Genomic DNA, 22,013 nt, shown 5'->3' with positions numbered 1-22,013 from the left:
CAAGGGTCCTACGCTGGCCCCATGTCAGCGATCCGTCTCCTGGTGCTGGGCGCGGTCCGCCGGCACGGGCGGGCCCACGGCTACCAGGTGCGGAGCGACCTGGAGTACTGGGGCGCGCACGAGTGGTCCAACGCCAAGCCCGGCTCGATCTACCACGCGCTCAAGCAGATGGCGAAGCAGGGACTGCTGCACGCGCACGAGATCGCGCCGTCCACGGCCGGCGGACCGCCGCGCACCGAGTACGAGATCACCGGCCGGGGCACCGAGGAGTACTTCCGGCTGCTGCGTGCGGCGCTGGTCTCCTACGACCAGAAGCCGGACGTGCTCACCTCCGCGCTCGGCTTCATGGTCGACCTCGACCGCGAGGAGGCCCTCGCGCTCCTGGAGGAGCGGGTGCGCGGCATCGAGGCGTGGCGCAAGTCCGTGACGGAGTACTACACGCCCGAGGACGGCCCCGGCCAGCTCGGCCACATCGGCGAGATCATGAACTTCTGGGTCCACTCGGCCGACACCGGCGCCGAGTGGACCCGCGGGCTCATCGAACGGATCCGCGGCGGCGCCTACACCTTCTCCGGGGAGGGCGAGCCGTTCCTCGGCATCCTCGCCGACGGGCAGGAGAACCCGTACGCGACGGGGCGAGTGCACCCCGAAGACGCGCGCTGATCACGTCCGGGCCGACCTCCCGCGTCCCCTAGTGGTGGAAGCCGGTGGCCGCCGTCTTGTCCTTGGTCCAGGGGTGCGGCTGGCGGTGCAGCTCCGGCAGCAGGCGGGTCAGGTCCTCCACGAACAGGTCGGCGAGGTCGCTCGAGAAGCCGTTGCGGCACACCACCCGCAGCACCGACAGGTCCTCGCGGTTCGGCGGGAAGGTGTACGCGGGCACCAGCCAGCCCTTCTCCCGCATCCGGCGGGACACGTCGAAGACGTCGTACGACTCCACGCCCGGCGCCGTCGTGAACGCGAAGACGGGCAGCTCGTCGCCGCGGGTCAGCAGCCGGAAGTCGTCGAGCGCCTCGACGCGTTCGGCGATGCTCCGTGCCACGTCCCGGGTGGTCTGTTGCACGGCCCGGTAGCCCTCGCGGCCCAGCCGCAGGAACGTGTAGTACTGCGCGACCACCTGGGCGCCGGGCCGGGAGAAGTTGAGCGCGAAGGTCGGCATGTCGCCGCCCAGGTAGTTGACGCGGAAGACCAGCTCCTCGGGCAGCGCCTCCTTGTCGCGCCACAGCGCCCAGCCGACGCCCGGGTAGACCAGGCCGTACTTGTGCCCCGAGGTGTTGATGGAGGCCACCCGCGGGAGGCGGAAGTCCCACACCAGGTCCTCGTCGAGGAAGGGCGCGATCATGCCGCCGGAGGCGCCGTCCACGTGGACGGGGACGTCCCAGCCCGTGCGCTCCTGGAGGGCGTCGAGGGCCGCGCACAGGTCCGCGATGGGCTCGTAGGAGCCGTCGAACGTCGAGCCGAGGATGCCGACGACGCCGATCGTGTTCTCGTCGCACAGGTCGGCGGCGGCCTGCGGGTCGAGGTGGAAGCGGTCGCCCTCCATGGGCACCTGGCGGGCCTCCACCTCCCAGAAGTTGCAGAACTTCTCCCAGCACACCTGGACGTTGACCCCCATGACCAGGTTCGGGCGCGCCCCCGGCGCCGGGTTCCGCTTGCTCCAGCGCCGCTTGAGGGCCATCCCGGCGAGCATGCAGGCCTCGCTGGAGCCGGTCGTCGAACAGCCCACGGCGGCCGACGGGTCCGGCGCGTTCCACAGGTCGGCGAGCATCGCCACGCAGCGGCGCTCCAGCTCCGCGGTGCGCGGGTACTCGTCCTTGTCGATCATGTTCTTGTCCCGGCACTCCGCCATCAGGACGCCGGCCTGCGGTTCCATCCAGGTGGTGACGAAAGTGGCGAGGTTCAGCCGGGAGTTGCCGTCCAGCATCAGCTCGTCGTGCACCAGCTGATACGCCGTCATGGACGGCATCGGGGCGTCGGGGAGCCGGTGCCTGGGGGGCGCCTCGGTCATGCCCGCGACCGGATCGGCCTCCCCGAAGAAGGGGTTGACCGACATCGGGCGTTCGTCGGGCTTCTGCGGGCCTTTGTGGAGCGCCATGACCTTGTCTCCTCGTGTCTCTTCGGTGAACGTGTGTCAGCGGACCGGGGTTCCGTCGTCGCGCAACTGCATCTGCGGCCGCCCGGTCACCAGCAGCCAGGCGGGCAGCGAGGCGAAGCACAACAGGGCGAGGATGGCCGGTGAGGACGCCAGCACGGCGGCCGTGAACAGGCTCACCCAACCCTGCCGGGTGACGGCGAGGAGCATGCCCAACACGCCCGTGGCGACACCGAGCGCCGGGTGAACGGACGGTATGAGGGCGTGCGCGCCCAGTCCGAAGGCGGCGCCCACGAACACCGCCGGGAAGATCCGGCCGCCCCGGAAGCCGCAGGACGCGGCGACGAGCAGCGCGGCCAGCTTCACCACGGCCAGCACCGCGTACTCGCCCGCCGACCGGCCGTCCGGGTCCCGGGCCAGTTCGGCGACCTCGTCGAGCCCCTTGAAGAGCGTCAGATGCCCGCCCAGGGCGGCCAGCAGCCCCAGCACCAGCCCGCCCGCGGGAAGCGCCACCAGGGGGTGGCCGAGGCGCCGGAAGACGCCGTGGACGTAGGGGAACGCGTAGACCGCGCACATGCCGAGCGCCGCCGCCAGCGGCGCGATCACCAGGGCGGCCAGCAGGTCGCCCCAGCCGGGATGCCGGCCGAACGCGGGCAGATCCAGGTCGAAGGTGGGATGGGCCACCAGGGTCGTCGTCAGGGCGGCCGCCCCGGCGGCCACCAGCGGCCCGAACACGTTGTCCCAGAGCAGCCCCTTGAGCTGCCGCCCGGCCAGCGCCTCGGAGACGACCAGCGCTGCCGCCACCGGTGTCCCGAACAGCGCCCCGATCGTCGCGGCCTCCGCCAGCGCCGGCCACAGCCCGCCCGGCAGCCGGCGGAACAGCCGGGTCCCCGCCCAGAAGGCGAGCCCCACGTTCACCGCGATGATCGGGTTCTCGGGACCCAGGCTCGGGCCGCCCGCCAGCATCAGCGCGGTCGCCAGCAGCAGGCCCGGCAGCACGCGGGGTGCCAGCACGGGCGCGTTGAGTCCCAGGGTGGCGGGCTCCGGCCCGGCGTGGCCTGGCACCTTCCACACCACCAGTCCGACCGCGAGGCCCGTCGCGGTGAGAATGACGAGCATCCACAGCACGGAGTACCGGCCGATGCCCAGGGCGTCGGGCAGGTTCCTCCACAGCACGTGCTGGAACTGCTCCGCGGCCGCGCTCACCCCGACGAACAGCAGGCTCGCGCCCACGCCCACCAGGAGAGCGGGCAGGATCAACGGCACGAGCGCGCGTGCCGGTGCCGCGGGAACAGACGGCTCCTGCTGGACGGTGTCGTGGGCCACGGGCTCACCATAAGCGGACGAATCGCATCAAACATGCGGAAAACCTCCGGAGCGGACGGGGCCGGCCACCCGCGAGACTTGCGGAGAGAACCGACTTGCACCTCACGTGGCGTGAGGGCTCACCGTGAAGGGCGTACCGAGAAAGGAGCGGAGAAGTGAGCTACTCCGTGGGACAGGTCGCGGACTTCGCCGGGGTCACGGTGCGCACGCTGCACCACTACGACGCCATCGGGCTGCTCGTCCCGAGCGAACGCAGCCATGCGGGCCACCGGCGCTACAGCGACGGCGACCTCGACCGGCTGCAGCAGATCCTGTTCTACCGGGAGCTCGGCTTCCCGCTCGAGGAGGTCGCCGCCCTGCTCGACGACCCGGACGCGGACCCGCGCGCGCATCTGCGCCGCCAGCACGAGCTGCTGACCGCCCGGATCGAGAAGCTGCAGAAGATGGCGGAGGCCGTGGAGAACGCCATGGAGGCACGGAAGATGGGCATCAACCTCACCCCGGAGGAGCGGTTCGAGGTCTTCGGCGACAAGGACCCCGAGCAGTACGCGGAAGAGGCGGAGGCGCGCTGGGGCAACACGGAGGCGTACGCCGAGTCGCAGCGCCGCGCCGCCACGTACACCAAGGAGGACTGGAAGCGCATCCAGGCCGAGGTCGACGACTGGGGGCGGCGGTACGCGGCCCTCGTGGCGGCCGGCGAGCAGCCGTCCGGCGAGGCGGCCATGGACCTCGCCGAGGAACACCGCCAACAGATCAGCAGGAACTACTTCGAGGTCCCGTACGAGATGCACCGGTGCTTCGGCGAGATGTACGTCTCCGACGAGCGCTTCAAGGCGTTCTACGACGCCATGCACCCGGGGCTCGCCGAGCACCTGCGCGAGGCGATCCTCGCCAACGCCGACCGGCGGACGGCCTGAGCGCCGAGGGCTCACAGCTTGGTGCCGGTCTCCTCACAGTGCATGCTGGAGGCACCGGTGGAACCTGGGGCGGACACATTGCGTTGATAGCTTTGTGCGCCCGCAGAAGGACGCCGTTCTTCTCTCACCCCCTCAGGGAGCCCGGAACCGTGACGACGCTTGCCCTCGGCCCGAGCTGGCTGGATCCGAACCACCTTCTGGACTCGTTCGGCATCTGGGGCCTGCTCCTGGTCGTCTTCGCGGAGTCGGGCCTGCTCATCGGCTTCTTCCTGCCGGGCGACTCGCTGCTGTTCACCTGCGGTCTGCTGATCACAGCGGGAACCCTCGACTTCCCGCTGTGGGCGGCCGTCCTGCTCATCAGCCTCGCCGCGGTCCTCGGCGACCAGGCGGGCTATCTCTTCGGCAAGAAGGTCGGACCCTCGCTCTTCACACGCCCCGACTCACGCCTGTTCAAGCAGGAGAACGTGGTCAAGGCGCACGAGTTCTTCGAGAAGTACGGCCCGAAGTCCCTGGTCCTGGCCCGCTTCGTGCCCGTCGTGCGCACGTTCACGCCGATCATCGCCGGTGTCAGCGGCATGCGGTACCGCTCCTTCATCACGTTCAACGTCATCGGCGGCGTGATGTGGGGCGCGGGCGTGACCCTGCTGGGCTCGTGGCTGGGCAACGTGGACTTCGTCAACAAGAACATCGAGGCGATCCTCGTCCTGATCGTCCTGATCTCGGTGATCCCGATCGCCATCGAGTTCCTGCGCGCCCGCTCCAAGGCGAAGAAGAACCCCCAGCCGGCCGCCCAGGCGCCCACCCGGCAGCACGCTCCGGCGCCCATGCCCATGCCCATGGACGACGCGACGACCCAGCTGCGCCGCGTCCCCGCGGCGGACGACCGGGGGCACCGGCAGCAGTACCCGCAGCAGTATCAGGAGCCGTACCAGCCGCAGCAGTACCAGCAGCCGCAGCCGCAGTACCAGCAGCCCCAGTACGAGGAGCCGCAGTACCAGCAGCCTGAACCCCAGTACCAGCAGCCTCAGTATCAGCAGCCCCAGTACCAGCAGCAGCCCCAGCAGTACGGCGGCCGCCAGGACCAGCAGTACCCGTACGACCAGGGCTACTAGAACCCTCGGGTCCGCTTGGCGGCCCGGCGTCCCGCCGCGCTGGCCGCACCCGGCACCCGCAGGAACAGCCGGGAGATCTCGGAGCCGAGGTTGACCCCGATGGCGATGGCCATGGCCAGCGACGCGGCCGTGGCCAGGGAGACCAGCCCCTTGTCGACCTCGTTCTGTGCCGTCGCGAGCAGCCCGAAGTAGGTCGCCGATCCCGGCAGCAGGGGGCCGATCGCCGCCGTCGTGTAGGGCAGCGCGGACGCGAAGCGGTACCGCGAAAGCAGCTGCCCGAACAGGCCCACGAGGCCTGCCGCCACGGCGGTCGAGGCGACGGGGGAGAGGCCGCCGGGGTAGTGCAGCGCGCCGTACACCGTCCACGCCACGCCGCCGTTCAGCGTCACCCACAGCACGGTCGACTTCTCCTGCTGCAGCAGGACCGCGAAGGTCAGCGACAGCAGCATCGACGCGGCGATCTGCAGCGCGGGCCGCTGGGAGATGCCGAGGGCCGCGTCCGGGTTGAGCTTGGCGCCCAGGTTCACGCCGAAGTACAGGACCACCAGGACGCCCACGACGATGCCGACGAAGAGGTACAGGACCTCCAGCAGACGCGCCGACGCCGTGATGTAGAAGCCGGTCAGCCCGTCCTGCACGCCCGCCACCAGCGCCCGTCCCGGCAGCAGCGCGAACAGCCCACCGGTGATCACCGCGGACGCCTTGACGTCGACGTGCGCGACGGTGAGCGCGACCCCGATGGCCGCAGGGGGCATCGCGGCCACCGTGAACTGGTAGAACTCCGGCAGCCCGCGCCCGGCGCACAGCCAGGCGAGCCGGTCGCCGAGCATCGCGCCCAGCGCGGCCGCCATGAACACCAGCCAGTCACCGCCGACCAGCACGGAGGCCGCACCCGCGAGCAGCCCTCCGGCCGCGGTCAGCGCCCAGCCGGGGTAGGGGTGCCGGTTGCGCCGTATCTCGGCGAGCCGCCGGTAGGCCTCCTCCAGGGAGAGATGGGTCTCCGGGTCGCTGAGGTCGTCCACCAGCCGGAAGACGGCCGCGAGCCGGGTGTAGTCGACGGCCCGGCGCCGCACGGTCCTGGACGCCGTCACCGGGTCGTCGACGAGGGACGGCTGGTGCGAGATCGACAGCAGGGTGAAGGTGACGTTCGGCTCGCAGCGGTCGAGGCCGTAGGAGCGGCAGACCGCGAACATCGCGGCCTCCACGTCCTCGGCGCCCTCACCGCCCGCCAGCAGCAACTCGCCGATGCGCAGGGTCAGGTCGAGCACGCGCGGGACGGCGGGGCCGTCCTCCTCCGCCTTCGGCGCGTGCTCCGGCGCCGGCCGCTCGGCCACCGGCATCCGCAGCATGGTGCGCATCCGGTCCTGCCAGGGCACGTCCTTGGTCAGGCTGATGGCGGGAATGCCGGTCGCCGGGGTGAAGGCCGTGGGGGGCTGCTTGGAGCTGTAGGTGTTCGGCGTGCTGAACGCCGATTTCTCCACCTCGTCGCTGTGCGGGTGCTGGACGTCCAGGCCGTCGGGGACCGCGAACTCGGACGTCGTCTCCGACTCCGTGACGCCCCTGGGCGCGGCGAAGCCCGCGGGAATGGCGAATTCGGATGTGATCTCGGGGTCGAACGCGCCCCTGGCCTCGTCCGACTGCGGCTTGCGGTCCTCCGCCTCCGACACCTGAGTAACGCTCCCTGTACGACGCGTGCAGCTACGCCAGTATGCGCACACGAACACGAACGGGCCGCACGCGCACGCGTGCGGCCCGTTGGACGACTCGGGGCTCAGTGGCCGCCCTGCTCCTTGAACCGCTTGTAGGAGCGCTCGATCTCGATCTCGGCGTCCGTGCGGCCCACCCAGTTGGCGCCCTCGACGGACTTGCCGGGCTCCAGGTCCTTGTAGACCTCGAAGAAGTGCTGGATCTCCAGGCGGTCGAACTCCGACACGTGGTGGATGTCACGCAGGTGTTCCACCCGGGGGTCCGTGGCCGGCACGCACAGCAGCTTGTCGTCGCCGCCCGCCTCGTCCGTCATCCGGAACATGCCGATGGCGCGGCACTTGATGAGGCAGCCAGGGAACGTCGGCTCGTCCAGGATGACCAGCGCGTCCAGCGGGTCACCGTCCTCGCCGAGGGTGTTCTCGACGAAGCCGTAGTCGGTCGGGTAGGCGGTCGAGGTGAAGAGTCGACGGTCCAGGCGGATCCGACCGGTCTCGTGGTCCACCTCGTACTTGTTCCGCGAACCCTTCGGGATCTCGATCGTGACGTCGAACTCCACCGGTGGCTCCTCCATGATCAACACATAGTTCTGGTGGTTAAGTGTCCCTCACGCTGGTGTGTGATCGCGAAAGGGGCTGGTGATCGTGCCCGAGCTGAGGCCTTGGCGGGCCGTTAGACCGCATGTGGCGCGGGCCGCGAACGCCGTTCGACCGCGTCTGGCACGGGCCGCCGGGACCGTACGTCCGCATCTCGAACGGGCCGCGAACGCCGTGCGACCGGGGCTGGAACGCGCCGCGGACGCCACGAAACCGCGGCTCGCGCGTGTGCGGTCCGTCCGGCTCACGCGGCCGAAGCCGGTCGGGGCCTGGCCGTACACCGCGGGCGCCGCCACCGCCGGTCTGGCGCTGGCCGTCGCCGTGGTGACCGCCGCCGGCCCCTGGGACTCCACCGGTCAGCGTACGGCCGAGGCGGACCACGCAGTCGCCCTGGAACGAACGGGTGGCGCAGATCACGGCCGTAATTCCGCTACGTCCGGTTCGTCCGACGCGGCCGCGGGCGCGCCCCGGCCCGCACCCAGCGCCGCCTCCGTCCTGGTGGGCCTCGGCCGGACGACCAGCACCGTCAAGTCGGCCCCCGCCGGACCGGCCCTCGCGGACGTGCTGGGACCGCTGCTGAAAAACCCGGCGCTGGGCACCCGGCACGCCGGCGCGGTCGTCGACATCGCGACCGGCGAGCGCCTGTACGGCACCGGCACCGGCGAGCCGCTCACCCCCGCCTCCACCACGAAGATCGCCACCGCGACGGCGGCCCTGTCGGCGATGGGCGCCGACCACCGGCTGACCACCCGCACGGCGCTGGAGCCCGGCACCGGGGAACTCGTCCTGGTCGGCGGCGGCGACCCCACCCTGACGGCACGCAAGAGCGCAGGCGGCTGGGCGAGCCTGCAGGATCTGGCGGACCGGACCGCGAAGGCACTGAAGAAGCGCGGCATCACCAAGGTGACGCTGTCCTACGACACCACTCTGTACACCGGCCCCCTGCTGCACCCCATCGGCGTCAACGGCAACCTCGCCCCCGTGAGCGCCCTGATGGCCGACGAGGCCCGTACGAACGACTCCACGAGCGGGCCGGTCGAGCGGGTGACCGACCCGGCGGCGGACGCGGCCCGCACATTCCGTACGTACCTCGCCGCCCACGGCATCCACACCACGTCCCCGGGCCCGTCCAAGGCGACGGGCCGGGCCGACGACCTCGCCGCCGTCTCCTCGCCCCCGCTGTCGGCCCTGGTCGAGCGCATGCTGACCAACAGCGACAACGACATCGCCGAGGCCCTGGCCCGGCAGACCGCCGTCGCGACGAAGCACCCCGTGAGCTTCGACGGCGGCGCGGCCGCGATCGCCGCCCAGCTGAAGAAGCTGCAACTGCCGCTCAAGGGCGCGCAGTTCCACGACGGCAGCGGACTCGACCGGGACGACCGGCTCACGGCCGGCCTGCTGACGGCCCTGCTGGCGAAGGCCGGCGACCCCGCGCGGCCCGAACTGCGCCCGGTCCTCACGGGCCTTCCGGTGGCCGGCTTCACCGGCACTCTGGCCACCCGCTACACGGACGGTGCGGCAGGGGTCGTACGGGCGAAGACGGGCACCCTGACGGGCGTGAACACCCTGGCGGGCACGGTGGTCGACCGGGACGGCCGCCTGCTGGCCTTCGCGTTCCTCGCCTCGGACACGACCGATGCCCAGGCGGCCCAGTCGGCCCTGGACAGGACCGCGACGGCCCTCGCCGCGTGCGGCTGCCGCTGACGCCCCGCCCGGCCACCGCGACCGCCGCCCGTGCTCGCGGCCTGCCCCAAGCGGGAACGCTCACGTACCGTTGACGCATGACGAGCATCGGTGGTGCCGAGATGGTCGACTGGAATCTCGCGGTGGCGACCGCGACCCGCCTCGTGCGGCCGGGCCCCGACGTGAGCCGCGACGAGGCGAGGACCGTCGTCGCGGAGCTGCGCCGGCATGCCAAGGCCTCGGAGGAACACGTCCGGGGCTTCACCCGTATGGGATCGGAGGAGATCCACGACACCCCGGTCCTCGTCGTCGACCGCCCCGGCTGGGTGCGGGCGAACGTCGCGGGCTTCCGGGAGATCCTCAAGCCCCTGCTGGACAAGATGCAGGAGCGGCGCGGCAGTACGCCCGGCGGCGCGGTCCTCGGCGCCGTCGGCGGCAAGGTCACCGGCGTCGAACTGGGCATGCTGCTGTCGTTCCTGGCCTCCCGCGTCCTCGGCCAGTACGAGACCTTCGCGCCGGCCACCCGCGAGCTTCCGGCGGGGGAGAACGGCGGCGGCCGGCTGCTCCTCGTCGCCCCGAACATCGTGCACGTGGAGCGCGAACTCGACGTCCAGCCGCACGACTTCAGGCTGTGGGTGTGCCTGCACGAGGAGACGCACCGCACGCAGTTCAGCGCGGTGCCCTGGCTGCGCGACCACCTCGAGGGCGAAATCCAGTCTTTCTTGGGGGAGACCGACGTCGACCCCATGACGGTCCTGGAGCGCCTGCGCGAGGCCGCCCAGTCCCTCGCGGGCGGGCGCCCCGAGGGCGAGGAGGACGACGGCGGGCGCTCCTTCGTGGAGATCGTGCAGACCCCGGCGCAGCGGGAGATCCTCGGGCGGCTGACCGCCGTGATGTCCCTCCTGGAGGGCCACGCCGACTTCGTGATGGACGGGGTGGGCCCGCAGGTCGTGCCGAGCGTGGCCGAGATCCGCGAGAAGTTCCAGCAGCGCCGGGCGAAGGGCGCCTCCCGGCTGGACATCGCCCTGCGCAAACTGCTGGGCCTGGACGCCAAGCTGAGGCAGTACCGCGACGGCGAGCGGTTCGTGCGGGCCGTCGTCGAGCAGGTCGGCATGGACGGCTTCAACCATGTGTGGACGTCCCCCAACACCCTCCCGACCAAGGCGGAGATCGCCAAACCGGCGGACTGGGTCGCGCGGGTGCACCGCAAGAACGAGTCGTGAACCCCGCGGGGGGTCGTGAAACGAATCCGGCCGACGGCAGGCGAACGCCCCTCCAATCACCCGTCCGAGGGACCGTGAGCCATGGGTAGGCGTGCGATGCTCGGGGAACGTCCCGGTTCTGTCACCATCTACACACTCTGAGTGACCGAACCGGGCTCACCCCCCGAAAACTTCATGAAGGGAACCGGACATGGGTCCCCATCCAGCGGTCGCGGCGATACGCCTGGCGGTCCGCCACGTCCTTCACGACATCCTCAACGAGCACCAGACCGCCTCCAAGGCCTACGGGCGCTTCGAGCAGGTCTCGCACGAGCGCCGGTCGTCGCCGCTCGTGCTCGTGGCATGCTCCGGCGGCGCCGACTCCATGGCCCTCGCCTCCGCCCTCGCCTTCGAGGCCCCCAAACTCGGCATCCGGGCCGGCGGCATCACCGTCGACCACGGCCTGCAGCAGGGTTCCGACCAGCGCGCCGAGGAAGTCGCGCAGCGCCTGCGCGAGCTTGGCCTCGACCCGGTCGACTCCGTGGCCGTCACCGTCGGCCGCGACGGCGGGCCCGAAGCCGCCGCCCGCGACGCGCGCTACGCCGCGCTGGACGCCGCGGCCGTCCGCCACGGCGCCACCGCGGTCCTGCTCGGCCACACCCGCGACGATCAGGCCGAGACAGTGCTGCTCGGCCTCGCCCGCGGCTCGGGCATCCGCTCCCTGTCCGGAATGGCCGCGGTCTCGGGGGCCGACGGCCGTTACCGCCGCCCGTTCCTCAGGCTCGACCGCCAGACCGCCCGCAAGGCCTGCATGGTCCAGTCGCTCCCCGTCTGGGACGACCCGCACAACGCCGACCCGGCCTACACCCGCTCCCGGCTGCGCCACGAGGGCCTGCCCGCCCTGGAGAAGGCGCTCGGCAAGGGCGTCGTCGAGGCCCTGGCCCGCACCGCGCAGCTCTCCCGCGACGACGCCGACGCCCTCGACTCCTGGGCCAGCCAGGCCGAGACCTCCGTACGGGACGCGGCGGGCCGCCTGGAGTGCGCCAAGCTCTACGCCCTGCCGCCCGCCGTGCGCCGCCGCATCCTGCGCAGGGCCGCCATCGAGGCCGGGGCGCCCGCCGGTTCGCTGTTCGCCCGGCACATCGAGGAAGTCGACCGGCTGATCACCCGCTGGCGCGGCCAGGGAGTCATCAATCTCCCGGGCAAAGTCGTCGCGCAGCGCCAGGGTGGCAGACTGGTGATTCGGCAAGGCTGAAACCTTGCCCCCCTTTGGGGGGTGATGGGCGGCCGCTGGGACGACCGAAAGTGATGCGGGTGGACGCGAAAGACATGGGCACCGACCTCAAAGAGGTGCTCATCACCAAGGAAGAGATCGACGCGAAGCTGCTCGACCTGGCCGCGAAGATCGACGCTGAGTACGCGGGCAAGGACCTGCTCATCGTCGGTGTCCTCAAGGGCGCGGTGATGGTCATGGCCGACCTCGCCCGGGCGCTGTCCACCCCCGTCACCATGGACTGGATGGCCGTGTCGTCGTACGGCGCGGGCACCCAGTCCTCCGGCGTGGTGCGGATCCTCAAGGACCTCGACACCGACATCAAGGGCAAGCACGTCCTGATCGTCGAGGACATCATCGACTCCGGCCTGACCCTGTCGTGGCTGCTGTCCAACCTCGGCTCGCGCGAGCCGGAGTCCCTCAAGGTGTGCACGCTGCTGCGCAAGCCGGACGCCGCCAAGGTCGCCATCGACGTGGAGTGGGTCGGTTTCGACATCGCCAACGAGTTCGTCGTGGGATACGGCCTCGACTACGCCGAGAAGTACCGCAATCTCCCGTTCGTGGGTACGCTCGCGCCTCACGTCTACGGCGGCTGAGCCAGTGAGGCCGTCTTAGTAGGACGATCGGGAACCCCAGCGGGTTTCGCGCCGTTGGAGCATGCAGACGGGCTTGCCAGCCCTCCCGTGCGGCTTCGTGCGACAAAGCTGGGGTACCGTCAGAAGAACTGTCTTATCAAACTCACTATGGCAGGAGGGACGGGGCGACACCGCTCCGTATGGATGGACGTGAAGCGATACTTCCGTGGGCCGGTCATGTGGATCGTGCTGGCCGTCCTTGCCGTGGTCGTGTTGATGCAGGTCGTCGGCTCGTCCGGCGGCTACAAGACGGTGGACACCGGCCAGGTCGTGGCGGCGATCAATGACAACAAGGTCGAACAGGCCAAGCTGACCACCGGCGACGAGCAGACCGTCAAGGTCCAGCTCAAGGACGGCGTAAAGGTCGAAGGCAGCTCGAAGATCCAGGCGAGCTACATCGGCGACCAGGGCGTGACCATCGCCAACACGCTGCAGACCAAGTACCAGGACAAGCAGATCCCCGACGGCTACACCGTTTCGCCGTCGAAGCAGAACCCCTTCCTGGGCATCCTGCTCTCCCTGCTCCCCTTCGTCCTGATCGTCGTCGTCTTCCTGTTCCTGATGAACCAGATGCAGGGCGGCGGCTCCCGGGTCATGAACTTCGGGAAGTCCAAGGCCAAGCTCATCACCAAGGACACCCCCAAGACGACGTTCTCCGACGTGGCGGGCTGTGACGAGGCCGTCGAGGAGCTCCACGAGATCAAGGAGTTCCTGCAGGAGCCGGCCAAGTTCCAGGCCGTCGGCGCCAAGATCCCCAAGGGCGTGCTGCTCTACGGCCGCCCCGGTACCGGCAAGACGCTGCTCGCGCGTGCCGTCGCCGGTGAGGCGGGGGTCCCCTTCTACTCGATCTCCGGTTCCGACTTCGTCGAGATGTTCGTCGGTGTCGGTGCCTCGCGTGTCCGTGACCTGTTCGAGCAGGCCAAGGCGAACGCCCCGGCGATCGTCTTCGTCGACGAGATCGACGCGGTCGGCCGCCATCGCGGCGCCGGCCTCGGCGGTGGTCACGACGAGCGCGAGCAGACGCTGAACCAGCTGCTCGTCGAGATGGACGGCTTCGACGTCAAGGGCGGCGTGATCCTCATCGCCGCGACGAACCGGCCCGACATCCTCGACCCGGCGCTGCTGCGCCCCGGCCGTTTCGACCGCCAGATCGCGGTCGACCCGCCGGACCTGCAGGGCCGTCTGGAGATCCTCAAGGTCCACCAGAAGGGCAAGCCGGTCGCGCCGGACGTCGACCTGTCGGCCGTCGCCCGCCGTACGCCGGGCTTCACCGGCGCGGACCTGTCGAACGTGCTGAACGAGGCGGCGCTGCTGACGGCCCGCAGCGACAAGAAGCTGATCGACAACTCCATGCTGGACGAGGCGATCGACCGTGTGGTCGCGGGCCCGCAGAAGCGGACCCGGATCATGTCGGACAAGGAGAAGAAGATCACCGCGTACCACGAGGGCGGTCACGCCCTGGTCGCGGCGGCGTCTCCGAACTCCGACCCGGTCCACAAGATCACGATCCTCTCCAGAGGCCGTGCGCTCGGGTACACGATGGTCCTGCCGGACGAGGACAAGTACTCCACGACCCGCAACGAGATGCTGGACCAGCTGGCCTACATGCTGGGCGGCCGTGCGGCCGAGGAGCTCGTCTTCCACGACCCGACCACGGGCGCTGCGAACGACATCGAGAAGGCCACCACCACGGCCCGCGCGATGGTCACGCAGTACGGCATGACCGAGCGGCTGGGCGCCATCAAGTTCGGCGGCGACAACACCGAGCCCTTCCTCGGACGTGAGATGGCTCACCAGCGCGACTACTCGGAAGAGGTCGCCGCGCTGGTGGACGAGGAGGTCAAGAAGCTCATCGAGAACGCGCACAACGAGGCCTGGGAGATCCTGGTCGAGAACCGCGACGTCCTCGACAACCTCGTCCTGCAGCTGCTGGAGCGCGAGACGCTGGGCAAGGAGGAGATCGCCGAGATCTTCGCCCCCATCGTCAAGCGTCCGCCGCGGCCCGCCTGGACGGGTTCGTCCCGCCGCACGCCGTCGACCCGCCCGCCGGTGCTCTCCCCCAAGGAGCTCGCACTGACGAACGGCGCCAACGGCGCGGCCCCGGCGATCACCACCGCCAAGGCCACCGCGTCGGAGTCGGCGCCGGTGACGGAGCCGGCCCCGGAGGAGCGCCCGGAGAACTGACCGGGCGGCCTCGACAGGCCCGGAATGATTGCCGCACCCCCCAGGTTCTAGCCTGGGGGGTGCGGCATTCAGCCATGTCCGCAGTCGAGGCGCGTGAGCCCACACGCGAGACCCGCACAGGAACGAGGCACCACATGACCGACCCCGTGACGCTGGACGGCGAGGGTTCGATCGGCGAGTTCGACGAGAAGCGCGCCGAGAACGCCGTACGGGAGCTGCTCATCGCGGTCGGTGAGGACCCGGAGCGGGAGGGGCTCAGGGAGACACCGGCACGGGTCGCGCGGGCGTACAAGGAGATCTTCGCGGGGCTGTGGCAGAAGCCCGAGGACGTGCTGACGACGACGTTCGATCTCGGCCACGACGAGATGGTGCTCGTGAAGGACATCGAGGTGCTGAGCTCCTGCGAGCATCACCTGGTGCCGTTCGTGGGGGTGGCCCACGTCGGATACATCCCGTCCACCGACGGCAAGATCACGGGCCTGTCGAAGCTGGCCCGGCTCGTGGACGTGTACGCCCGCCGGCCTCAGGTGCAGGAACGTCTCACCACGCAGATCGCCGATTCGCTGATGCAGATCCTGGAACCGCGCGGCGTGATCGTCGTCGTGGAGTGCGAGCACATGTGCATGTCGATGCGCGGGGTCCGCAAGCCCGGGGCCAAGACCATAACGTCGGCGGTGCGCGGTCAGCTGCGCGACCCGGCCACCCGCAACGAGGCGATGAGCCTGATCATGGCGCGCTGACGACGCCTGCCGCCACGCGGGTTCAAACGGTTTCAGGCGGGCGACGCCGCGCCGTTGTTGTGCTCGTCGTCGTCCTCCGGGAGCCGGCACACGCGCTCCAGGAAGATCGCGGCCACTATGACCGCGATGCCCGCCACGACCGAGAAGCCGGCGTAGATGGCCTGGTCACGGCGGGCCGGGATGTCGAGCAGCTCCAGCAAGAAGGCGCCCGTGCCGCCGTACATCCCGGCGACGAGCGCGGCCACCAGGGCGCTGGCCTGGCCGAAGACGACCGCACGGGCCGCCATCAGCGGGTCGACGCCCTTGGCCTCCGGGCGCCGCTCGCGCTGCGCCTTGAGACGGGCGCGCAGGGAGAACGCCGTGGCCAGCAGGACCACCGCGATCAGGGCGAGCACGATGGGGGCGGCCAGGGGGACGCTGGGCAGGGTCCCGATCGCGTTCCACAGGCGGGCGCCCGCCCAGGACAGGATTCCGGCCACGATGAACACGCCGACCAGCACCCTGATGCGCAGCTCTCTCACGGTGTCCCTTCAACTCCCCCGGGTCCTGGCGGACCGTCCCGCAGACAGTGGTCGTCTCGACCTTAACGACTACTCGGGCAGGTGGAGTTCCAGGTCCCCGCGGGGTGTCACGCCCGCGCGCGTGACGGCGTCCAGGAGATCGGCGACCGCGCCACGGCCGGGCACCTGGGCGTCGGGGTCGACGTCGTACCAGGGGGCGAGGACGAAGGCGCGCTCGTGGGCCCGCGGGTGGGGGAGCGTGAGGTGCGGGTCGTCGTCCACGACGTCGGCGTACGCGACGATGTCGACGTCGAGGGTGCGTGCGCCCCAGCGCTCGTCCCGCACCCGGTGGAAGGCCTCCTCGACCGCGTGGGCCCGCTCCAGGAGCGAGGACGGCGGGAGGGTGGTCTTGAGCACGACGACCGCGTTGAAGTACGACGGCTGGCTGCCGGGCTCGACGCCCCAGGGCTCCGTCTCGTAAACCGGCGAGACGGCCTTGATGCGCAGGCCGGGGGTGTCCTCCAGGGCGTCGATGGCGCCCTGCAGGGTCTCCAGGCGGTTGCCGAGGTTGGCGCCGAGGGAGATCACGGCCCGTTGGGGGTTGTGCAGCGTCGTGTCGGCGGCGTCCACCTGGGCCACGACGGAGGCGGGCACCGGCTGTACGGTCGGGTCGCTGTGATCCTCGGTGAAGGACGCGGTCATACTCGGCTCCGGATGATGGTGACGGTCACGTCGTCGAAGGGGACCGTGATCGGCGCGTCCGGCTTGTGGACGCAGACCTCGACCTCCTCGACCCCCTCGTGCTTCAGACAGACCTGGGCGATGCGCTCGGCGAGCGTCTCGACGAGGTTGACGGGCTCGCCCTTGACGACGGCCACGACCTCCTCCGCCACGATGCCGTAGTGCACCGTCTTCGCCAGGTCGTCGTCGGCGGCGGCCGGGCGGGTGTCCAGGCCGAGGACGAGGTCCACGATGAAGGTCTGACCCTCCTCGCGCTCCTTGGGGAACACGCCGTGGTGCCCGCGGGCCTTCAGGCCGCGCAACGCGACACGATCCACGCGAATCACTCCTGCAATCGTCGGTCACGGCCGGTCCGTGCCGTGTGCGGGCGGCACACCGGCCTCGAACGAATCTACCTGCGGGCACTGACAGGACCGGGCCACGGGGTGTGGGCCTGTGCCGGGGCCAGAGGCATACTCGCGTGTTTTCCCTGGGGAAGGCGGCGGCTCACGGGTTGGTAGCCGCCCCTACCCAGGGGCCCGTGATTCCAACCACTCGTTGGTCCCACCGGGCCACTTCCTGGTCCCACCGGGCCGTTTCTCGGTCCCATCGGGCGCCTACCCACTCAGGAGGGTGAGTCGTCGTCCTCGGACTCGTCGGTTTCGGCCATCACCGGGGAGGCATGGTGGGACCAGAGCTTCCAGCCGGCGGGGGTGCGGCAGAAGGCGTTCGTGGCGACCACCAGCTGGCCGACCAGCGGGCCGAGTTCCTCGTCCCCCTCGGGCGCGGGGCCGCCGCTGAGGATGTTCTCGGTGCAGGTCACCAGGGCGGTGTCCCCGGTCACGGAGACATGCACGTCGGTGAGGAAGAACTGGATGTAGTCGGTGTTCGCCATGATCAGCGCGTACGACCGCAGTACCTCGCCGCGGCCGGTCAGCACGGGCCAGCCGGGGTGCACGCACGAGACCACCCCGGTGTCGGCCGGGTCGTGGTACTCCTCGTCGACGCCCAGGTCGGACGGTTCGAGCCAGAGCGCGGACAGCGCCTCGAAGTCGCCGCGCTCCATGGCCTCGTAGAAGGTGGTGTTGGCGGCTTCCACCTGCTCGACGTCGGTGTGGGGGGCGCTCACCGGGGTCCGCTCGTCGTCTCGTCGCCCGGCGCGTCAGCAGCAGTGCGTGCGTCCGTAGCGGGGCGTGCGTCAACGTCGGTGCGCGCCCCTTCCACGGCGCGTGCGACACGTACGGCGTCCGCCGTCGCGCGCACCTCGTGCACGCGTACCGCCCACGCTCCCGCCTGCGCCGCGAGCGCGGAGACCGCGGCCGTCGCGGCGTCGCGCTCGCGCGCGGGCGGCGGCGCGCCCTCGGGTCCGGCGAGCACGCGTCCGAGGAACCGCTTGCGGGAGGCGGCGACGAGCAGCGGGCGGCCGAGGCCGAGGAGACGGTCGAGGTGGGCGAGCAGCACGAGGTCGTGCTCGGCGTCCTTGGAGAAGCCGAGACCGGGGTCGACCACGATCCGGTCGGGGGCGATGCCGCCGGCCAGAACGGCCTCCACGCGCGCGTGCAGTTCGTCGAGGACCTCGGTGACGATGTCCTCGTAGACGCCCCTGACGTTGCCGCCCTCCAAAAAGCCGCGCCAGTGCATCACGACGAAGGGGGCGCCGGCCTCGGCCACCACCGGGATCATCGCGGGGTCGGCCAGGCCGCCGCTGACGTCGTTGACGAGGGCGGCGCCGGCCGCGAGGGACCGCTCGGCGACACAGGCGCGCATGGTGTCGACGGAGACGGTGACGCCCTCGGAGGCCAGTCCGCGCACGACGGGGATGACCCGCCTGAGTTCCTCGGCCTCGTCCACGCGCGTGGCGCCGGGCCGGGTGGACTCGCCGCCGACGTCGACCAGGTCCGCTCCCTCGGCGACCAGTTCGAGGCCGTGCTTGACGGCGGCCGTGGTGTCGAAGAAGCGGCCGCCGTCGGAGAAGGAATCGGGCGTGACGTTCACGACCCCCATGACCGCGCAGCGGTCCCATTCCGGAAGGCCCGCGACGCGTCCGCGTCCGCTCTGCTTGCTCATGCGTTCAGCGTATGCCGTGGGTGCGGACCGCAGCGGCCGGCGTCCGGTCGCCGGCCGTGCTCAGGCCGCGCGTACGTCGCGCTCCGCGAGGGAGTGGGGGCACACGCGCGGGGCGCTTCCGCGGCGGCGCAGGAAGCGCGGCAGCGGGAGAGCGAGGTTGACGAACCCTTCCGCCTGCATGGCGGCGAAACCGATCCGCGGCAGGTCGGCGGAGGCGCGGTAGACCACGAAGCGCGGCTCCCAGCGCGGCCGGAACTTGGCGTTGAACTTGTACAGGGACTCGATCTGGAACCAGCGCGAGAGGAACACCAGCAGCCCGCGCCAGGCGCGCAGCACCGGGCCCGCGCCGATCTTCTCGCCTCGGGCGAGCGCCGAGCGGAACATCGCGAAGTTGAGCGACACGCGCGTGATGCCGAACTTCGGCGCCGCGTTGAGTGCCGCGACGATGAGGAGCTCGTTCATGCCGGGGTCGGCCGAGCGGTCGCGGCGCATCAGGTCCAGCGAGGCTCCGTCCGTGCCCCAGGGGACGAAGTGCAGAATCGCCTTGAGGTCGCCGTACGCCCCCGGCTCGGCGTCGGCCTTGTGCGCGGTGGCGATCAGGCAGTCGCCGTCGGAGGGGTCGCCCACACGGCCCAGCGCCATGGAGAAGCCGCGCTCGGTGTCGGTGCCGCGCCAGTCCTCGGCGGCCTTGCGGATCCGCTCCAGCTCGGCCTCGCCGAGGTCACGCACGCGTCGTACCCGGGTTTCGTAACCGGCGCGCTCGATGCGCTTGACCATCTGGCGCACATTGCGCATCGCGCGGCCGGTGAGCGAGAAATCCGCGACGTCCACCACCGCCTCGTCGCCCAGTTCGAGGGCGTCGAGGCCGGTCTCCCGGGTCCACACCTCGCCGCCCGTCTCCGAGCAGCCCATCACGGCCGGGGTCCAGGAGTGCGCCTTGGCCTCGTCCATGAAGCGCTCGATGGCGCCCGGCCAGGCCTCGACGTCGCCGATGGGGTCGCCGCTGGCGAGCATCACACCGGACACGACGCGGTACGTCACCGCCGCCTTGCCGCTCGGCGAGAAGACCACGGCCTTGTCGCGGCGCAGCGCGAAGTGACCGAGCGAGTCGCGCCTGCCATGCTTGTCCAGAAGCGCCCGCAGGCGTGCCTCGTCCTCCTCCGTCAGGCGCGCCGCCGGGTGTTCGGGCCGGAAGGCGAGATAAATGGTGGTCACGGCGGTGATCAGCCCGAGGGCGCCCAGCGAGAACGCGACCGTCCAGGAGGTGTTGCCCTGATAGTCCACCGGGCCCTCGAAGCCGAACAGGCCGTAGAGCACGTGCGTGATGCGATCGGCCAGGCTCGGGTCGCCGACCATGCGGTTCGGGTGGACGCTGACGATGATCAGTCCGAGCACGAGGGAACCGGCGCCCATGAGGACGAAGTTGGCGAGCGCACGCCACCGGCTGCGCGGGTCGGGCAGCGCCCTGAACTGGTCGCGATGGCGCAGCAGGGGCGCGAGCAGCGCGAGCGAGATGAGCACCCCGACGACGGAGTGCCGGTACGTGAACTGGGCCACGGCGCCCGCGGGCAGCAGCGCCACCGCCGCCCGCCAGGCCCGGCGTTTGCCGCGCTTGAGGCCGTGGGCGAGCAGCAGCAGAAGAAGGCCCGCGCTCAGCGAGAGCGCCGCCGCGAAGGGCCCGAACGAGCCGGGCAGCACCTCGGCGAGGGTGTGCATACGGCTGTGACGGAAGCGCGGGAAGACACCCGCCCCGACGTCCAGCAGGCCGACGAGGGCACACGCTCTGGCGACCAGGACCGGCACGGCCTCGGGACGCGGACCGTGCACCACGCGCCGCGCGCCGCGTGATCGGGTGGGAACCTCGCCCGACATTTCCTCATCTGTCCTGACAGACATCGCATCCCGTAGTTCTGCGAGAGATCTTGGATCCGGTGCCGATTCGGGCATCCGGCGACATTGCGCCCTCTAGGACGGTCTCACACGAGGAGAGGTTCACTCCGCTTCTCAAAGCCGTCCCAAAGGCCGAGGAAAGTCCCGGACAAGCCCTCGCGAAGGTGCGGGGGAGACGGGTGAAACCGCAGGCAGGAAGCAGTTCATGGGTCTTACGAGCAACAAAGTGCTGTGGCTGACGGCCGCGTTCGCCGTGCTGCTGTTCACCGGCACGGTGTGGCTGTGGCCGCGTCTGGCGCGCCGGAACTGGCGGGCCGTCAGCGGCCGCGTCGTTCTGCTGTTCGGCACCCAGCTGGCCCTGTTCGCGTCGGTGGGCCTGGCCGCCAACCAGGCCTTCGGGTTCTACGCCAGCTGGGCCGACCTGTTCGGACGGGAGAAGGAGCAGGGCGTCGTGGTGGACCACACGGCGCTCGGCGGCGCGGGCGGTCCGCTCCAGGTGCTCGACACGGGACGTATGGCCGGGGCCGGCGGTTCACGGCCGCAGACGGCCGGTCAGATCCAGAAGGTCGACATCGTCGGCCGTACCTCGCACATCGCCACACCCGCGTATGTCTATTTGCCTCCGGAGTACTTCCAGGCCCGCTACCGCGCGCGCACCTTTCCGGCCGCAGTCGTGCTGACGGGATATCCGGGCACCGCCCAGGCGCTGGTGAACAAACTGCACTATCCGCGCACTGCTCGGGAACTCGCCAAGAACGGCCGTATGCAGCCGATGATCCTGGTGATGCTGCGTCCTACGGTGGCGCCGCCGAGGGACACGGAGTGCGTGGACATCCCCGGCGGTCCGCAGACGGAGACGTTCTTCGCGAAGGACCTTCCGGATGCCGTGGCCGCGCACTACAGGGTGGGCAGAAAACCCGGCAGCTGGGGCATCATCGGCGACTCCACAGGCGGCTACTGCGCCCTGAAGATCGCGATGCACCATCCCCGGGCGTACGCGGCGGGGGCGGGCCTCTCGCCGTACTACAAGGCGCCGATCGACCCCACCACCGGCGATCTCTTCCGGGGTGACGGGGCGCTGCGCGACCGGGCCGACCTGTGGTGGTGCCTCAAGCACCTGCCCGCGCCCGACACTTCACTGCTCGTCACCAGCAGCAGGATCGGCGAATCCAACTACAAGGCGACGCTGAAGTTCATAGGGGGTGTGCGGGCCACGAAGCTGACGCGGATCTCCTCGATCATCCTCGAAAGCGGCGGGCACAACTTCAACACCTGGCGGCGGGAGATTCCGGCGACCCTGCAGTGGATGAGCGGCCGCCTGAGCGACAGGTGACCGGTGTTTCGAGCGGTGTTGATCTTGTTGAAATTCAACGAA

General features: G+C 70.6%; 20 protein-coding genes. 10 read left to right on the top strand and 10 right to left on the bottom strand.

Going from position 1 to position 22,013, the window contains the following annotated elements:
- Positions 1-21: 21 nt before the first annotated feature.
- Positions 22-663 (top strand): PadR family transcriptional regulator, encoded by a 642-nt coding sequence (locus JYK17_RS14060; RefSeq protein ID WP_222810478.1) that lies wholly within the window; start codon positions 22-24, stop codon positions 661-663.
- Positions 664-691: 28 nt separating this feature from the next.
- On the opposite strand, the gene gad is transcribed toward JYK17_RS14060, so the two are convergent.
- Positions 692-2,092: a glutamate decarboxylase gene (gene gad, locus JYK17_RS14055; protein ID WP_222810477.1), complete on the bottom strand. Its 1,401-nt coding sequence runs from the start codon at positions 2,090-2,092 to the stop codon at positions 692-694.
- A gap of 36 nt (positions 2,093-2,128) precedes the next feature.
- A complete protein-coding gene (locus tag JYK17_RS14050) occupies positions 2,129-3,415 on the bottom strand; it encodes an ion channel protein (protein WP_222810476.1) in 1,287 nt (428 codons plus the stop codon).
- A gap of 155 nt (positions 3,416-3,570) precedes the next feature.
- On the opposite strand from JYK17_RS14050, the gene JYK17_RS14045 reads away from it, so the two are divergent.
- Together JYK17_RS14045 and JYK17_RS14040 are read left to right on the top strand one after the other, a co-directional pair.
- Positions 3,571-4,332 carry a MerR family transcriptional regulator gene (locus JYK17_RS14045; RefSeq protein ID WP_108010946.1) on the top strand — a complete coding sequence of 254 codons (762 nt, stop codon included), beginning with the start codon at positions 3,571-3,573 and terminating at the stop codon, positions 4,330-4,332.
- A gap of 149 nt (positions 4,333-4,481) precedes the next feature.
- Positions 4,482-5,444: a DedA family protein gene (locus JYK17_RS14040; protein ID WP_128802599.1), complete on the top strand. Its 963-nt coding sequence runs from the start codon at positions 4,482-4,484 to the stop codon at positions 5,442-5,444.
- Here the strand turns inward: JYK17_RS14040 and JYK17_RS14035 are convergent.
- Complete coding sequence (locus JYK17_RS14035; protein WP_128802600.1) at positions 5,441-7,111, bottom strand: threonine/serine exporter family protein; 1,671 nt, start codon at positions 7,109-7,111, stop codon at positions 5,441-5,443. The genes JYK17_RS14040 and JYK17_RS14035 overlap by 4 nt on opposite strands.
- A 104-nt stretch (positions 7,112-7,215) precedes the next feature.
- Positions 7,216-7,707, bottom strand: a complete 492-nt coding sequence (locus JYK17_RS14030; protein WP_010044289.1) for an inorganic diphosphatase — start codon at positions 7,705-7,707, stop codon at positions 7,216-7,218.
- Positions 7,708-7,786: 79 nt separating this feature from the next.
- Here JYK17_RS14030 and dacB point away from each other — a divergent pair, with 79 nt between their 5' ends.
- The 6 genes from dacB to folE all read left to right on the top strand — a co-directional run bounded on the left by dacB (position 7,787) and on the right by folE (position 15,461).
- On the top strand, positions 7,787-9,448 hold the full coding sequence (gene dacB, locus JYK17_RS14025; protein WP_222810475.1) for a D-alanyl-D-alanine carboxypeptidase/D-alanyl-D-alanine endopeptidase: 1,662 nt from the start codon (positions 7,787-7,789) through the stop codon (positions 9,446-9,448).
- Between the two features lie 77 nt (positions 9,449-9,525).
- Positions 9,526-10,650, top strand: coding sequence for an Rv3626c family coenzyme F420 biosynthesis-associated protein (locus JYK17_RS14020; protein WP_108010954.1), 1,125 nt, complete (start codon positions 9,526-9,528; stop codon positions 10,648-10,650).
- A 190-nt stretch (positions 10,651-10,840) separates the two neighbouring features.
- Positions 10,841-11,884, top strand: coding sequence for a tRNA lysidine(34) synthetase TilS (tilS, locus tag JYK17_RS14015; protein WP_222810474.1), 1,044 nt, complete (start codon positions 10,841-10,843; stop codon positions 11,882-11,884).
- Positions 11,885-11,937: 53 nt separating this feature from the next.
- Positions 11,938-12,498, top strand: a complete 561-nt coding sequence (gene hpt, locus JYK17_RS14010; RefSeq protein ID WP_108010958.1) for a hypoxanthine phosphoribosyltransferase — start codon at positions 11,938-11,940, stop codon at positions 12,496-12,498.
- Between the two features lie 183 nt (positions 12,499-12,681).
- Positions 12,682-14,721, top strand: coding sequence for an ATP-dependent zinc metalloprotease FtsH (gene ftsH, locus JYK17_RS14005; protein WP_108010960.1), 2,040 nt, complete (start codon positions 12,682-12,684; stop codon positions 14,719-14,721).
- Between the two features lie 134 nt (positions 14,722-14,855).
- A complete protein-coding gene (folE, locus tag JYK17_RS14000; protein ID WP_108010962.1) occupies positions 14,856-15,461 on the top strand; it encodes a GTP cyclohydrolase I FolE in 606 nt (201 codons plus the stop codon).
- Positions 15,462-15,493: 32 nt separating this feature from the next.
- Here the strand turns inward: folE and JYK17_RS13995 are convergent, their stop codons facing one another.
- The 6 genes from JYK17_RS13995 to JYK17_RS13970 all read right to left on the bottom strand — a co-directional run bounded on the left by JYK17_RS13995 (position 15,494) and on the right by JYK17_RS13970 (position 20,620).
- The gene (locus JYK17_RS13995; RefSeq protein ID WP_108010964.1) at positions 15,494-15,982 is read right to left on the bottom strand and encodes a DUF3180 domain-containing protein; all 489 of its coding nucleotides are present in this window, start codon (positions 15,980-15,982) and stop codon (positions 15,494-15,496) included.
- 69 nt (positions 15,983-16,051) lie between these two features.
- The gene (gene folK / locus JYK17_RS13990; RefSeq protein WP_108010966.1) at positions 16,052-16,663 is read right to left on the bottom strand and encodes a 2-amino-4-hydroxy-6-hydroxymethyldihydropteridine diphosphokinase; all 612 of its coding nucleotides are present in this window, start codon (positions 16,661-16,663) and stop codon (positions 16,052-16,054) included.
- On the bottom strand, positions 16,660-17,019 hold the full coding sequence (folB, locus tag JYK17_RS13985; RefSeq protein ID WP_108010968.1) for a dihydroneopterin aldolase: 360 nt from the start codon (positions 17,017-17,019) through the stop codon (positions 16,660-16,662). The genes folK and folB overlap by 4 nt, the downstream gene beginning before the upstream one ends.
- 287 nt (positions 17,020-17,306) lie before the next feature.
- Complete coding sequence (locus tag JYK17_RS13980) at positions 17,307-17,810, bottom strand: nuclear transport factor 2 family protein (RefSeq protein ID WP_108010970.1); 504 nt, start codon at positions 17,808-17,810, stop codon at positions 17,307-17,309.
- Positions 17,807-18,748, bottom strand: a complete 942-nt coding sequence (gene folP / locus JYK17_RS13975) for a dihydropteroate synthase (protein WP_108010972.1) — start codon at positions 18,746-18,748, stop codon at positions 17,807-17,809. Before folP ends, JYK17_RS13980 begins: the two co-directional genes overlap by 4 nt.
- A gap of 60 nt (positions 18,749-18,808) precedes the next feature.
- Entirely contained in the window at positions 18,809-20,620 is a 1,812-nt protein-coding gene (locus JYK17_RS13970) for a phosphatidylglycerol lysyltransferase domain-containing protein (protein ID WP_222810473.1), read from the bottom strand.
- Between the two features lie 223 nt (positions 20,621-20,843).
- Between JYK17_RS13970 and JYK17_RS13965 the strand changes: the two genes are divergently transcribed.
- Positions 20,844-21,971, top strand: a complete 1,128-nt coding sequence (locus JYK17_RS13965) for an alpha/beta hydrolase (RefSeq protein ID WP_108010976.1) — start codon at positions 20,844-20,846, stop codon at positions 21,969-21,971.
- Positions 21,972-22,013: the final 42 nt, after the last annotated feature.

This window comes from Streptomyces plumbidurans (assembly GCF_019857225.1).
Taxonomy (GTDB): Bacteria; Actinomycetota; Actinomycetes; order Streptomycetales; family Streptomycetaceae; genus Streptomyces; species Streptomyces plumbidurans.
This window is presented reverse-complemented; position numbering and strand designations above follow the sequence as displayed.

Excerpts from the sequence above, each read along its gene's own strand:
- JYK17_RS14020 (WP_108010954.1), top strand. The coding sequence starts at position 9,526 with ATGACGAGCATCGGTGGTGCCGAGATGGTCGACTGGAATCTCGCGGTG.
- JYK17_RS13970 (WP_222810473.1), bottom strand. The coding sequence starts at position 20,620 with ATGTCGGGCGAGGTTCCCACCCGATCACGCGGCGCGCGGCGCGTGGTG.
- tilS (WP_222810474.1), top strand. The coding sequence starts at position 10,841 with ATGGGTCCCCATCCAGCGGTCGCGGCGATACGCCTGGCGGTCCGCCAC.
- folE (WP_108010962.1), top strand. The coding sequence starts at position 14,856 with ATGACCGACCCCGTGACGCTGGACGGCGAGGGTTCGATCGGCGAGTTC.
- folP (WP_108010972.1), bottom strand. The coding sequence starts at position 18,748 with ATGAGCAAGCAGAGCGGACGCGGACGCGTCGCGGGCCTTCCGGAATGG.
- gad (WP_222810477.1), bottom strand. The coding sequence starts at position 2,092 with ATGGCGCTCCACAAAGGCCCGCAGAAGCCCGACGAACGCCCGATGTCG.
- ftsH (WP_108010960.1), top strand. The coding sequence starts at position 12,682 with ATGGACGTGAAGCGATACTTCCGTGGGCCGGTCATGTGGATCGTGCTG.
- hpt (WP_108010958.1), top strand. The coding sequence starts at position 11,938 with ATGCGGGTGGACGCGAAAGACATGGGCACCGACCTCAAAGAGGTGCTC.
- JYK17_RS14060 (WP_222810478.1), top strand. The coding sequence starts at position 22 with ATGTCAGCGATCCGTCTCCTGGTGCTGGGCGCGGTCCGCCGGCACGGG.
- folK (WP_108010966.1), bottom strand. The coding sequence starts at position 16,663 with ATGACCGCGTCCTTCACCGAGGATCACAGCGACCCGACCGTACAGCCG.
- JYK17_RS13965 (WP_108010976.1), top strand. The coding sequence starts at position 20,844 with ATGGGTCTTACGAGCAACAAAGTGCTGTGGCTGACGGCCGCGTTCGCC.